Raw genomic sequence first — 13,802 nt, 5'->3', positions numbered from 1 at the left:
CCGCGAACGGCTGACGATCCGGTGACTGCTTCTACGTGCCCCGCACCATCACGCCGTGACTGCGGCGCTGCACTTCCGACTCATTCTCCACGCCGTAGTCTCGATCGAGCGCGGCGGCGGCGGCATAGACGCCCGGCTCTTCGATGACGCCCGCATGGTTGCCCGGCACTTCCGCGACCGTCAGCCCGCCGCGCGCGATCTTGCGATACAGCGGCAGCGGATCGCCTCGGTCTTCGTCGCGCAAGGCGGCGCGCACGTAGACGATCCGTCCGCCCGTGTACGGCTTCGGCCGATAGTTGTTCATCGCCGTGCGGCACGTGTCGCGCATGCGCCGCAACACCGGCGGCATGGGATCGGCGGCGGGTGCGGGTTGCGCCTGCGGCACGCGTCCGAGGCGCATCGACACCTTTTTCATGGCCGCGTGGAACTTGGCCGTGGCGAAACCCACGCGCGCTTTCGGCGACATGCCCGAGAGCGTCTTGAACAGCCGGCTCACATAGTCGCGTCTGAATTCGAGCAGCGCGAGCCACGGCAGCCAGCGTTCCTGCACGTAGGTATCGAGCAGACACACGTATTCCGTCTGTTCGCCCGCGCCGAGCAACTGCTGCGCGATTTCGAGCGCGATCAGCCCGCCGAACGAGAAACCCGCGAGCGCATACGGCCCGTTGGGCTGAACCTTGCGAATCTCGTCGACGTAAGTTTTCGCCATGTCCTCGACGCGGCGCTGCGGCGGCGTTTCACCGTCGAGCCCGACCGCTTGCAGCCCATACACCGGGCGCGGCTTGCGCAGACTGCCGATGAGCCGCGTGCATTCGAGCACCGATCCCGTCACGCTGTGCACGAAGAAGAGCGGCGCGCCATCGCCTTCGCGCATCGGCACCAGCACTTCCGACGACTGCGGCAGCGCACCGTTGTCGATCACGTCGGCGAGCTTCGCGATGGTCGGTGCGCGCAGCATGGTCGCAAGCGGAATCGGCCGTCCGATGACCGGCTGAAGTTCCGCGAGCAGCCGCGCCGCCAGCAGCGAATGTCCGCCTAGCTCGAAGAAGTTGTCGTCGCGTCCGATCGGCGCGAAGGCGAACAACCGCTCCCATTTCGTTTGCAGCAGCCGTTCCAGTTCCTCGCGCGTCGCAAAGGTCTGCGGCGCTTCGGCAGAATGCGGCTGCAAGGCCGGATGCAAGCGGATCGCGTCGAGCGAGGCGGGATTGCGCAGCGCGGCGGCGTTGGTCACGTCGAGTCCGTTGACCGCGTTGCGCACCGCGGCTTCCGTGAGCTTGCCGCTATGCGTCACCGGCAGATCGTCGACGGCCGCGATCACGTCCGGCACATGCGCGGCGGACGTGCGGCGCACGAGATCGCGCCGGATCCGCGCGATCAGCGCCCCGTTGAGCCGCGCGCCCGGCTTGAGCGTGACGAGCAGCACGAGACGCTCGCCGATGGGATTGCCCGGACCATCGGCGCTGGCGGCATCGCGCATGCGCTGCTGAACGACGATGCCCTCGCGTATCTCGGGAATATCGTTCAGCACGCCGTAGATCTCGCCCGGCCCGACGTTGATGCCGCGCACGACGAGCACGCCGTCGCTGCGCCCATGCAGGCGCGCGGTGCCTTCCGGCGGAAACTCGATCTGGTCGCCGTGCGTCCATACGCCGGCATTCGCGCTGAAATACGCCTTGTGAAAGCGTTCGCCTTCCGGGTCGTTAAGGAACCCGAGCGGGCGCGACGGGAACGGATTCACGCACACCAGTTCCCCGACGCCCTGCGCGCGCGCGCCGTCGCGCCACGCCTGGACATCGAATGCGAGGCTCTTGCACTGCGCTTCGCCCGCGTACACGGGCAGATTCGGATTGCCGAGCACGAAGCAGCCGAGAATATCGGTTCCGCCGGAAATCGACTGGAGCCGCAGCGGCTTCACGTTGTCGCGGACCCATTCGAATTGCGCGTCGAAGAGGATCGCGCCGGTCGACATCATCGCGTGAAGCGCGCTCAGGTCGAACTCACGCGACGGCACGAGCCCCGCGTCCTCGCACATCTTCAGGTACGCGGGACTCGTGCCGAACACGTTGACGCGCTCTTCCGCGACAAGGCGCCACAAGGTATCGACCGATGCGATCGGGCCGTCGTAAGTCACGATCTCGACGCCCGACGCGAGCGCCGACAATTGCCAGTTCCACATCATCCACGCGCAACTGGTGTGGAAGTACAGGCGGTCGCCCGGCCGCAAGTCGCAGTGCAGCCGATGCTCCTTCAGATGCTCGATCAGACTGCCGCCCGTGCCGTGCACGATGCACTTCGGCTTGCCGGTCGTGCCCGACGAGAACATCACGAACAGCGGATGATTGAAGTTGAAGCGCTTCCATTCGACGCGGCGCGGATCGCCGGCCGCGAGCAGCGCGTCGAGCGTGTTGACGGGCGCCGCGCCGCGCACGGCCGACGGATCGCCGTCGATGCAGACGATGCCCGCAAGCGATGGCAGCGCGTCGGCGAGCAACGCCATTTTCCGCGCGAGCGGCGTGCCGGTGTCGAACGGCTTTGCCGCGATATGCGCGAACAGGAAGCGCGGTTCGAGCTGCGTGAAGCGGTCGAGCAGCGTTTCGATGCCCATCTCCGGCGCGGCGGTCGACAGCGTCGCGCCGATCGCGGTCACGGCAAGCGCGGTGACGATGGCGTCGGCGTCGTTGCGCATCACGCCCGCGACGCGGTCGCCTTCGCGCAGGCCTAGCTGCGTGAGCGCATCGGCGAGGCGAGCCACGCGCGCGCGCAACTCGCCGCGCGTCAGATGCACGCGGCGGCCATCGGCGTGGCAGGCGGTGAGCGCGGGCGCGTCTTCGGGGGCGATGGCGAAGTCGAGCAGATTCTCCGCGTAGTTCAGCGTCACGTTGGGAAAGAAGCGCGCGTGCTCGCAGATGTCGCCGACGCATACAGGCTCGGCTTCCCCCGACCATTTCGGTCCATGCTTCGATTGCATGAAGCATTTCCAGAAATCGCGATATTCCCTGACCGAGAAATCGTGTAACTCGTCGTAGTGTGTGAATGGCCGACCCGTCTGTGCTTGCAGCGCCGCGGTGAACGCAGTCATCTGCGACTGCGCGGTGCGAACGGGTTCGTGGTCGAAAATCGGCAGACGTGCTCTCGCCTCGTTGGGCGGTTCCGAACGATCCATGAAAAGCTCCCTCAGCGGTTATGGCAATACCGGGTCCCGTCGGCTTGCCTTCTTTTTTTTGAGTCTTTGAATTGTGTGCGGCGCCTTGGGCGCTCTCTATCTTTTCGAGGTCCGATTCCGGACGGACCGACGTCATCGACGATGAAGCGTATCCAGCCAGATTGCGTCGCAATGTGCGGAGAGGAACAAAAGTCGTCGGCTGGTTGAAGGCACGCGTCGGGAATCGGTATGAATGACACTTGACTTCATGCAACCGCGATCCAACCGATGGGAGAACGAACTATATCCTTGCAAATGCCTTTCGATAACTTGCGTACGGACATTTGCGGCGGCGCATTGTTTAATGACGGCTGGCAAGAAGAGACTCCATGGCGACATGCATTTTCCGGCACGAAGAAAATTCATTACCCTCGCACTGGCGGCATGCGTGGGCGGGGTGGTCGCGGCGCGCGCGCTCGATCACGACAGCGAACGCGTGGATGGCGTCGCGTATGGCAAGTTGCCTCGCGAGCGGCTCGACGTCTACGCGCCCAAATCACGCAATCGCGCGAATCTGCCGGTGGTCGTGTATTTCTACGGCGGCGGCTGGCAAAGCGGGCATCGGTCGGACTCGCGCGACATAGCCGAGGCGCTCGCCGCGCACGGCATCGTGACGGTCGCGCCGGATTACCGCATCTATCCGGAAGCCGTGTTTCCGGACTTTCTCGATGACCCCGCCGCAGCCGTGCGCTGGACGCGCGATCACGCACGCGAGTTCGGCGGCGATCCGCAGCGCATCTTCCTGATGGGCCATTCTTCCGGCGCGCACATGGCCGCGATGCTCGCGACCGATCCGCGCTATCTGGCGGCGAAAGGCATCGCGAACACGTCGCTGTCGGGGATGATCGGACTCGCGGGTCCGTACGCCGCCATCCCGACGAGCGATCCGCATATGGACGAGATCTTTCCGGCGGCGTCGCGCGCGGCCGCGTTGCCCATCGCGTTCGTTTCGGGCGACGAGCCGCCGATGCTGCTTGCCGCGGGCACCGCGGATACCGATGTCGATCCGCGCAACAGCGATCGTTTCGCCGAGGCGCTGCGCGCGCATCACGACACCGTCGTGCTGAAGAAGTATCCGGGCTACGGCCACGATACGATCGTCAAGTCGTTCTCGGCGGCGCGGCGCAAGGACTCGCCCGTTCTCGCCGATGTCACCGCGTTCATCGCCGCACATTGAGCCGGGCCGCGTCCGTCGGCCGCATGCGCGCTCCAGCGAAATGATTGATGCAGGTCAACCGTAAAAGCACGGCGATCCTTAAAGTGATCCTGGGCTTGCGCGAGTCAAGACGCGCGCATGCTCGCACGGTCTCATCAATCGACTTTCGGAGCACATGATGCAAGCACGCGATGTAATGACTTCCCCCGTCGTTTCCGTCTCGCCCGACACCAAGGTGCATGAACTCGCGCGATTGCTCGTGCAGCACCGCATCAGCGCCGCGCCCGTCGTCGATGAGGAAGGGCAGGTCGTCGGCATGATCAGCGAGGGCGATCTGCTTCACCGGGAAGAAATCGGCACCGAGAAGCGCAGCCGCCGCTCGTGGTGGCTCGACATGCTCGGCTCCGACGGCGCGGCCGATTACATCAAGTCGCATGCGTCGACGGTCGGCGAGATCATGAGCCGCGAGCCGATCTGCGTGAACGAGGAAACCTCGCTCGCCGATATCGCCGCGGTGCTCGAAAGCCGTCACATCAAGCGCGTGCCCGTGCTGCGCGACGGCCGTCTCGTCGGCATCGTCAGCCGTTCGAATCTCGTGCAGGCGCTGGCGTCGGCGCTCGCCGTGGAACCCTCGCCGAACGCGCTCGCAAGCGACGCCGACATCCGCGCGATGCTGATGGGCGATCTCACCGGACGAGGCTGGGCGTTCCCGGGGCGCAATATCGTCGTGCGCGACGGCGTCGTGCATCTGTGGGGCACGGTGTGGTCGCGAGATCAACTCGATGCCATGCGCATTGCATCGGAAAGCATTCCGGGCGTGAAACGGGTCGAAGACCACACGATTCCGTATCCGGTCATGCCGGGGCTCTGACACGCCGCTCCGTTGCGCCGGTTTTCAAACTCCCAATATCCGGGACGACCCGTATTGCCCCGGATGCGAAGCCCGTCCTACTATCAAAGCCCGCTGCTTTTCGCGGCCCGAGGTACCCCCGGGTCATGCGTCCTGACGCTGACCTCCATAGTCATTCGAACGATCGGGAGACAGGTATGCTCAGCGCACACGAATTTGCAACCCTCATGCTAGTCAAGGACGCCGCCGACCAGATCGGCGACCGGCACGAACTGGACACGCTGCTCGAACGCCAACTCATCGCGATGGAGCAACTCGTGAGCGGCGCCCGGCTGCCTCGCATTACCGAAAACGGCGATCTCCTGCTGCGTGCGGTGCGGCGTCTGCATTGAATCGACGCTGGCCGTTCGTTGTTCGCGGCGACGAGTTCCGCCTCGTCGCGTAACGCCGCGCGCGCCAAGTCATACCGGGCGCATATCGATATGCGTGATGAGAAACGTCCAGGCCAAACGATATCGATAGCACGATTTCTCGCTTAGCCGCAAAGCCTCGCGTTGATAGCATCCTCGAAACAGGCATCGGTAGAGATGCCGATTCACAAACGAGGATCCACGCATGTCCGACCGGAAGAACACGTCCTTCATTCCCGCGCGCCGCCGCACGCTTTTCACGCTCGCCGCGCTCGGTGCGGGGCTGTCGGGGGCACTCGCCGGACGCGTCGCGCAGGCGGCCGATGCGCCGAAGACGCTGCGCATCGGCTATCAGAAGTATGGCAATTTCGTGGTGCTCAAGGCGCGCGGCTCGCTCGAGAAACGTCTCGCGGCGCAAGGCATCGCCGTGCAATGGCTCGAATTTGCCGCCGGGCCGCAACTGCTCGAAGGACTCAACGCGGGCGCGGTGGATATCGGCACCGTCGGTGAAACGCCGCCGATCTTCGCCCAGGCGGCGGGTGTCGACTTCGTCTATATCGGACACGAGCCGCCCGCGCCGCGCGCCGAGGCCATCGTCGTGCCGAAGGATTCGGCACTCCATTCGGTCGCCGAATTGCGCGGCAAGAAAGTCGCGCTGAACCGGGGATCGAACGTTCATTTTCTGCTCGTCGAAGCGCTCAGAAAGGCGAACCTCGCCTGGTCCGACATCCAGCCCGTCTATCTCGCGCCCGCCGATGCGCGCGCCGCCTTCGTTCAAGGCAGCATCGATGCATGGGCGATCTGGGACCCGTATCTCGCCGCCGTCGAGAAGCAGGCCAGCGCGCGCCAGCTCACCGACGCGAGCGGCCTCGTGCGCAACGTGCAGTACTACCTCGCGACGCGCAAGATCGCCACGGCGCAGCCGCAACTCGTGCGCGCGGTGCTCGACGAACTCGATCAAATCGATCGCTGGGCGCGCGACAACGTGCCGGCCGTGGCCGCGCAACTGTCGCCGCTCGTCGGGCTCGATACCGGCATCCTCGAAACCGCGCTCAGGCGCACGTCGTACGGCGTGCAGGCGATCGAGCCGGCCACGCTCGCCTATCAGCAGCAGATCGCCGATACCTTCACCGGGCTCAAGCTGATTCCCAGGAAGCTCGACGTGACCGAGGCGCGCTGGAACGTCGCCTGAGCGCGTTTCCGCGTCAGCACGATCACGCACATCGTTTGCGCGAATCGAGGGTTCGGCTGCGCGCGACGCGTCGTCAGACTCGTCGGAGCGCTGTAGCCATCGAGCGCGGCAAGCACTCATTCGACCGACGACACACAGAAAAGGCAGATTCCGCGATGAATGTTTTCTGGTTCATTCCCACTCACGGCGACAGTCGTTATCTCGGCACATCGCAAGGCGCGCGCGCCGCGCATTACGACTACTTCCGTCAGATCGCGGTCGCCGCCGATACGCTCGGCTATGAAGGCGTGCTCCTGCCCACGGGCCGTTCCTGCGAGGACGCGTGGGTGGTCGCGTCGAGCCTGATCCCGGCGACGAAGCGTCTCAAGTTTCTCGTCGCGATCCGTCCGGGGCTGAGTTCGCCGGGATTGTCGGCGCGCATGGCAGCGACGTTCGACCGGCTCTCGAACGGGCGTCTCCTCATCAACGTCGTGACGGGCGGCGATCCGAACGAACTCGCCGGCGACGGCATCTTCCACGATCACGACACGCGCTACGCAATCACCGACGAATTCCTCACCATCTGGCGCGGCCTGCTCGAACAGTCGCACGACAACGGCAGCTTCGATTTCGACGGCAAGCATCTGCAATCGCAGGGCGGCAAGGTGCTGTATCCGCCGGTGCAGAAGCGGCATCCGCCGTTGTGGTTCGGCGGCTCGTCGGCGGCGGCGCACGAGATCGCGGCGAAGCACATCGACACGTATCTGACGTGGGGCGAACCGCCCGAAGACGTCGGGAAGAAACTGGCCGACATCCGCCGCCGCGCCGCCGACGAAGGCCGCACGATCAAGTTCGGCATTCGGCTGCATGTGATCGTGCGCGAGACCGAGCAGGAAGCATGGGCCGACGCCGACAAGCTCATCAGCAAGCTCGACGACGACACCATTCGCCGCGCGCAGGCGCAGTTCGCGAAGATGGATTCGGAGGGGCAGCGCCGCATGGCCGCGCTGCACGGCGGCAATCGCGACAAGCTGGAGGTGTATCCGCATCTGTGGGCGGGTGTCGGACTCGTGCGCGGCGGCGCGGGCACGGCGCTCGTCGGCAATCCGGAGCAGGTCGCGGGTCTCATGAAGCAATACGCGGAACTGGGCATCGACACGTTCATTCTCTCGGGCTATCCGCATCTGGAAGAATCGTATCGCTTCGCCGAACTGGTGTTTCCGCTGCTGCCGCGCGCGCAGCGCGAGCAGGCGAGCGGGCCGCTTTCGGGGCCGTTCGGCGAAGTCATCGGCACGTCGGAGTTGCCGAAGGTATCGGCATCATGACGCCGCAGGCTATCGGTCGGCGCGCGTTGCCTTGGCTCGTGCCGGTGCTGATTCTCGTCGCATGGGAGAGCGCGGCGCGCACCGGCGGGCTGTCGTCGCGCGTGCTGCCCGAACCGCTCGCGGTGGTGAAGGCGGCGTGGTCGCTGATCGAATCCGGCGATCTCTGGGCGAACGTCAAGGTCAGCGCGGGCCGCGCGTTCGCGGGCTTCGCGATGGGCGGCGGCATCGGCTTCGCGCTCGGGCTCGCGACGGGACTTTTCAAGCCCGCCGAAGTCGCGCTCGACTCGACCGTGCAGATGATCCGCAACATCCCCGCGCTCGCGATGATTCCGCTTCTGATCCTGTGGTTCGGCATCGGCGAGGAAGCGAAGCTCGTGCTGGTCGCGCTGGGCGTGTTCTTTCCGGTCTACGTCAACACGTATCACGGCATCCGCTCGGTGGATCGCGATCTGATCGAGATGGCGAAGAGCTACGGCTTGTCCGGCTTCGCGCTGTACCGGCATGTGATTCTGCCGGGCGCGATGCCCTCGATTCTCGTCGGCGTGCGCTTCGCGTTCGGGCTGATGTGGGTGATGCTGATCGTCGCCGAAACGATCTCCGCGCAATCGGGCATCGGCTACATGACGATGAACGCCCGCGAATTCCTGCAAACCGATGTCGTGGTGGTCGGCATCCTGCTCTATGCGCTGCTGGGCAAGCTCGCCGATATGGCCGCCCGCGCGATCGAACGCGCGACGCTGCGCTGGCATCCGGCTTATCAAACGAAGGCGCAATCATGAATCTGATCGATAGCGACACGCTGGCGCCCGTATTCAGGCGCGCCGAAACGCATGCACGCGCGCCGCTCGGGGCGCGCGATCTCGCCGTCTCGCTGCGCGGCGTACAGAAGTGCTTCGGCGAGCGCACCGTGCTGGATCAACTGGATTTCTCGATCGAGCGCGGGAGTTTCGTATCGATCGTCGGACGCAGCGGATGCGGCAAGTCGACCTTGCTGCGGCTCGTCGCCGGTCTCGATCAGCCGACGCGCGGCGTCGTGCAGCGCAACGCCCGGCCGACGGCAAGCGATCTGCACGTGCGCATCATGTTTCAGGACGCGCGCCTGTTGCCGTGGAAGAGCGTGCTCGACAACGTGATGATCGGCTTGCCGCGCAGCAAACGCGAGGACGCCCGCGCGACGCTCGCCGAAGTGGGCCTCGCCGAGCGCGAGAAGGACTGGCCGTCGCGCTTGTCGGGCGGGCAGCGTCAGCGTGTGGCGCTCGCGCGTGCGCTGGTGCATCGGCCGGATTTGCTGCTGCTCGACGAACCGCTCGGCGCGCTCGATGCGTTGACGCGCATCGAAATGCACGGACTGATCGAGCGGCTGTGGCGCGAGCACAGGTTCACGGCGCTGCTCGTCACGCACGACGTGCAGGAAGCGGTGTCGCTCGGCGATCGCATCGTCCTGATCGATGCAGGGCGCATCACGCTCGATACCGCGGTGCCGTTGCAAAGGCCGCGCACGCGCACGGCGCCGGGTTTTGCGGAACTCGAAGAGCACGTGCTTTCGCGCGTGCTTCAACGTGACTGATTGTGCGGCCGTTCGCACGCCCTGTGCGGATTGACGCGGATTATCGGTCAGCGCCGCGCTCGCTATCCTGTCGGCTGACCACAGGCGCGTGAAGGAGCGTGAACCATGTCTACCGGAAAAATTGCGATCGTCACCGGCGGCAGCCGCGGGCTTGGTCGAAATACGGTGCTGAGCCTTGCCGCGCGAGGCGTCGACAGCATCTTCACGTATCGCAGCAATAAAGCGGAAGCCGGGCAGGTCGCGGCGCTCGTCGCGAAGGCGGGCGGCAAGGCGCGCGCGCTTCGACTCGATACCGGCGACACGCGCGGCTTCGACGCCTTCGTGAACGACGTGCGCAACACGCTCGCCGACTGGGGCGCCGAGCGCTTCGACTATCTCGTCAACAACGCGGGCACGTCGCATCACAACAGCATCGAGAAGACGACGGAAGCCGAACTCGATACGCTCTACAACGTCCACTTCAAGGGCGTGTTCTTTCTCACGCAAAAGCTGCTGCCGCTGATCCGCGACGGCGGGCGCATCGTGAACATTTCTTCGGGCCTGACGCGCATCATCGTGCCGGAGAGCGCGCCTTATGGCTCGATGAAAGGCGCGGTCGAAGTGCTCACGAAGTACATGGCAAAGGAACTCGCGCCGCGCCGCATCGCCGTCAACGTAGTCGCGCCGGGCGCGATACAGACCGATTTCAGCGGCGGCATCGTGCGCGACAATCCGGAGCTGAACAAACGCATCGCCGACATGACGGCGCTCGGCCGCGCGGGCCTGCCCGACGACATCGGACCGATGATCGCGTCGCTGCTGTCCGAGGACAATCGCTGGGTGAACGCGCAGCGTATCGAAGTGTCGGGCGGAATGGCAATCTGATATTCGCGCAGGCGGCCGCTCATTTTCACCTCATTCTGCGCAAGCACACTGCATCCATCGCTCATGAAGGAGGCATGCGTTCCTATGTCGATGTCCTGCTCGATCAGCTCGATGCGCACGATGAAAACATGCATCTGCACGTGCTCGGACGCGCCGCCGATGTCGCCGAAATCGACGGCATCGTCATCGGTCCGGCGCGAATCGAAACGCCGTTGTGCGCATTGCCCGATGTTCGCTATGCGCGCGCGGTGGCATCGGCGGATGTCGCGCGCGGATATCTGTGGGATGTCGTGGTCGTGCCGTGGGCGGGCAAGCGTGTCGATATCGCGCGGTGTGTGCGTGCGCTCGCGTCGGCGTGCGGCGTGCGCGTCGAAAAGGCCGTGCGGATGGCGGTCGTGCAGCGCGTGCCGCTCACGGAGCAGGGGAAGGTGAATCGAGCGGCGATCGGGCGGCTTTGCGCGCAGGCGTCGAACGCGGATGTGGTCAGCCAGGAGGCCGCGTACAGCGCGTAGCCGGGCCCGGATCCGGCGTTCGCTCAGCGCGTATGCTTCGCGCGCCCGAGCACGAGATGAGCGAGCGTGCCGAACACGATGCCCCAGAACGCGGAACCCAGTCCGAGGAAACTCATGTTCGACGCCGTGGCGATGAACGTGATGAACGACGCTTCGCGATGCGCCTCGTCCTGCACCAGCCCGACGACGTTCGCCACGATCGCGCCGAGCAACGCGAGGCCGGCGAGCACGGCGACGAACGCATTGGGCAGCGCGGCGAACAGCATGACGACCGTCCCGGCGAAGCATCCGCCGATGAGATAGAAGAGTCCGTTGGCAATCCCGGCGATGTAGCGGCGCTTCGGGTCGTGATGCGCATCGGGTCCGGTGCACAGCGCCGCGGTGATCGCCGCGATGACGATCGTGATGCCGCCCGAAAACGCGACCAGCATCGACGCGAGGCTCGTCGTCAGGAGAACCGGGCGCGTCGGCGTGTGATAGCCGGAGGCGCGCAGGATCGCGAAGCCGGGCAGGAACTGGCCCGTCAGACTGACGATGACGAGCGGCACGGCGAGACTCACGGTCGATTGCCAGGACCATGTGGGCATCGTGAACACGGGGCGCGTGAGATGAACGCTGACCGACGAAAAATTCGTCAGCCCGAGCGCCACGGCGAGCGCGCCGCCGGACAGCAGAACCAGAATGAGACAGTAGCGCGGCGCCCATCGGCGGAAAACGAGGAAGCTCGCCACCATTCCGAACGCGAGCCACGGCGTGACGGCAATCGACTTGAACACGTTGGTGCCGAACTGAAACAGGATGCCGGCCATCATCGCGCAGGCGATGCCTTTCGGTATGCGCTTGACGATCTGGTCGAACCATCTCGACACGCCGAGCACGAAGATGCACGCCGCAGCGACGATATACGCGCCGATCGCCTCGCTCACCGGCATGCCGGGAAAGAGCGTGACCAGCAATGCCGTGCCCGGCGCGGACCACGCCGTGATGATCGGCTGCTTCAGCCACACACTTAACGCGATGCCCGAGACGGCCGCGCCCATCGAAATGGACCAGACCCACGACGCGACCACGTCGTTGCCGACATGCGCCGTGTGCGCGGCCTGAAAGAAGATCGCGAGCGGCCCGGCATACGAGATGATGACGGCGAGCAGCCCGGCGCTCACCGCCGCCACGGACCCGCTGCCTTTCGATGCGGCCGGCATCAGGCCGGGTTCCGTGTCGCGCTTCATGAGTTCCTTTCGCCGTGTCAGCGGATGGACGAAGGATGATGCGCGAGCGCGGTCACCTTCATCGTCATATAGGGAAACAAGGGCAGGCCCGAAAGGATGCTGTGCAGTTCGTCGTGCGAGTCGACGTCGAAGACACTGTAGTTCGCATACTCGCCGACGACGCGATGCAACTGCTGCCACTTGCCCTGCCTTTGCAGCTCCTGAGAGTATTCCTTCTCGCGCGCCTTGATTTCATCGGCTTTCGCGGCGGGCATGTCGTGCGGCAAGTGTACGTCCATTCTTACGAGATAAAGCATGTCGTCCTCGATGTGCGGGTTAGTGTTTGTCGCGGCGATAGAACGCGAGCTTGTCTTCATCGATCTGCAAGCCGAGGCCCGGGCCTTCCGGCATGTGCAGATCGAAGTCGCGATACTGCGGGCGCGCCGTGACAATGTCGTCCTTCAGGAGAAGCGGTCCGAAGAGTTCGGTGCCCCACGCGAGTTGCGGAAGCGCGCTGAATCCATGCGCCGATGCAATCGAGCCGATGCTGCCTTCGAGCATCGTGCCGCCGTAGAGCGACACGCCCGCCGCATCCGCGATGGCGGCGGTGCGCATCATTCCGTAGATGCCGCCGGACTTCGCGATCTTCAGCGCGAACACGTCTGCGCATGCCTGACGCACGAGGTCGAGCGCGTCTTCCGGGCCGGTCACCGCTTCGTCGGCCATGATCGGCACGATGAAGCGCGCCGCGAGCCGCGCGAGCGCGCCGCGCTGCTCGCGCGGAGTCGGCTGCTCGATCAGATCGATGCCCGCCGCCTGCAGCGCTTCGATGCCGAGCGCGGCATCGGTTTCGTTCCAGGCCTGGTTCACATCGACGGTGACTTTGGCGCGGTCGCCGAGCGCGGCCTTGATCTTCGACACGTGCGCGACGTCGTCGCGAACGCCGCGCCGGCCGATCTTCAGCTTGAACGTATGGTGACGGCGTTCGGCCAGCAGCATTTCGGCTTCTTCGATATCGCGCTGGGTGTCGCCGCTCGCGAGCGTCCAGAGCACGGGCAGCGTCTTGCGGACCGCGCCGCCGAGCAGTTCGGAGACGGGCACGCCGAGGCGCTTGCCCTGCGCGTCGAGCAGCGCGGTTTCGATCGCCGACTTGGCGAAGCGGTTGCCGCGCGCGACCTTGTTCAGCCGGAGCATCGCGGCGTTGATGTTGGCCGCGTCCTGTCCGACGAGCGCGGGCGCAAGATAAGTATCGATGGTCAGCTTGATGCCCTCGGGACTTTCATCGCCGTAAGACAAGCCGCCGATCGTCGTGGCTTCGCCAAGGCCCTCGATGCCGTCGCTCGTGCGCAGACGAACGATGACGAGGGTTTGCTGCTGCATCGTCGCCATCGCGAGCTGATGCGCGCGAATGGTCGGCAGGTCAACCAGGATCGCTTCGACGGAGGTGATTTGGGCGTTCATACCTGAAATGTCGGAATGGGAGGGTTGCTGAAGTATTGCGCGCCCGTTTGCCGCCTGTCCAACACCGTTGACGTCT

General features: G+C 65.1%; 13 protein-coding genes. 9 read left to right on the top strand and 4 right to left on the bottom strand.

Annotated features, from left to right (window positions below; all coding sequences use genetic code 11):
* Window positions 1–31: 31 nt before the first annotated feature.
* Window positions 32–3,163 (bottom strand): acetoacetate--CoA ligase, encoded by a 3,132-nt coding sequence (locus NOV72_RS14100; protein ID WP_106855213.1) that lies wholly within the window; start codon window positions 3,161–3,163, stop codon window positions 32–34.
* A gap of 427 nt (window positions 3,164–3,590) precedes the next feature.
* Between NOV72_RS14100 and NOV72_RS14095 the strand changes: the two genes are divergently transcribed.
* The 9 genes from NOV72_RS14095 (at window position 3,591) to NOV72_RS14055 (ending at window position 11,057) form a co-directional block, all read left to right on the top strand.
* Window positions 3,591–4,379 (top strand): alpha/beta hydrolase, encoded by a 789-nt coding sequence (locus NOV72_RS14095; RefSeq protein ID WP_245933037.1) that lies wholly within the window; start codon window positions 3,591–3,593, stop codon window positions 4,377–4,379.
* Between the two features lie 157 nt (window positions 4,380–4,536).
* Window positions 4,537–5,229, top strand: a complete 693-nt coding sequence (locus NOV72_RS14090) for a CBS domain-containing protein (protein WP_106855339.1) — start codon at window positions 4,537–4,539, stop codon at window positions 5,227–5,229.
* Window positions 5,230–5,405: 176 nt separating this feature from the next.
* A complete protein-coding gene (locus NOV72_RS14085; protein WP_062255716.1) occupies window positions 5,406–5,600 on the top strand; it encodes a hypothetical protein in 195 nt (64 codons plus the stop codon).
* Between the two features lie 223 nt (window positions 5,601–5,823).
* Entirely contained in the window at window positions 5,824–6,810 is a 987-nt protein-coding gene (locus tag NOV72_RS14080; RefSeq protein WP_106855212.1) for a sulfonate ABC transporter substrate-binding protein, read from the top strand.
* A 155-nt stretch (window positions 6,811–6,965) separates the two neighbouring features.
* Window positions 6,966–8,114, top strand: coding sequence for an FMNH2-dependent alkanesulfonate monooxygenase (ssuD, locus tag NOV72_RS14075; RefSeq protein ID WP_106855211.1), 1,149 nt, complete (start codon window positions 6,966–6,968; stop codon window positions 8,112–8,114).
* Window positions 8,111–8,893: an aliphatic sulfonate ABC transporter permease SsuC gene (gene ssuC / locus NOV72_RS14070; protein ID WP_106855210.1), complete on the top strand. Its 783-nt coding sequence runs from the start codon at window positions 8,111–8,113 to the stop codon at window positions 8,891–8,893. The genes ssuD and ssuC overlap by 4 nt, the downstream gene beginning before the upstream one ends.
* A complete protein-coding gene (locus tag NOV72_RS14065) occupies window positions 8,890–9,681 on the top strand; it encodes an ATP-binding cassette domain-containing protein (protein WP_106855209.1) in 792 nt (263 codons plus the stop codon). Before ssuC ends, NOV72_RS14065 begins: the two co-directional genes overlap by 4 nt.
* A 105-nt stretch (window positions 9,682–9,786) precedes the next feature.
* Entirely contained in the window at window positions 9,787–10,545 is a 759-nt protein-coding gene (locus NOV72_RS14060) for an SDR family NAD(P)-dependent oxidoreductase (protein ID WP_106855208.1), read from the top strand.
* A gap of 74 nt (window positions 10,546–10,619) precedes the next feature.
* Window positions 10,620–11,057, top strand: coding sequence for an acyl-CoA synthetase family protein (locus NOV72_RS14055; RefSeq protein WP_181291040.1), 438 nt, complete (start codon window positions 10,620–10,622; stop codon window positions 11,055–11,057).
* Window positions 11,058–11,080: 23 nt separating this feature from the next.
* Here the strand turns inward: NOV72_RS14055 and NOV72_RS14050 are convergent, their stop codons facing one another.
* Genes NOV72_RS14050 through NOV72_RS14040 form a run of 3 tightly spaced genes read right to left on the bottom strand, consistent with a single transcriptional unit; the run spans window position 11,081 to window position 13,726 of the window.
* On the bottom strand, window positions 11,081–12,286 hold the full coding sequence (locus NOV72_RS14050) for a benzoate/H(+) symporter BenE family transporter (protein ID WP_245933036.1): 1,206 nt from the start codon (window positions 12,284–12,286) through the stop codon (window positions 11,081–11,083).
* Window positions 12,287–12,303: 17 nt separating this feature from the next.
* Window positions 12,304–12,582, bottom strand: a complete 279-nt coding sequence (catC, locus tag NOV72_RS14045; protein ID WP_106855207.1) for a muconolactone Delta-isomerase — start codon at window positions 12,580–12,582, stop codon at window positions 12,304–12,306.
* 19 nt (window positions 12,583–12,601) lie between these two features.
* Entirely contained in the window at window positions 12,602–13,726 is a 1,125-nt protein-coding gene (locus NOV72_RS14040; RefSeq protein WP_106855206.1) for a muconate/chloromuconate family cycloisomerase, read from the bottom strand.
* Window positions 13,727–13,802: the final 76 nt, after the last annotated feature.

The organism is Caballeronia novacaledonica, from assembly GCF_900258035.1.
Lineage (GTDB): Bacteria > Pseudomonadota > Gammaproteobacteria > Burkholderiales > Burkholderiaceae > Caballeronia > Caballeronia novacaledonica.
This window is presented reverse-complemented; position numbering and strand designations above follow the sequence as displayed.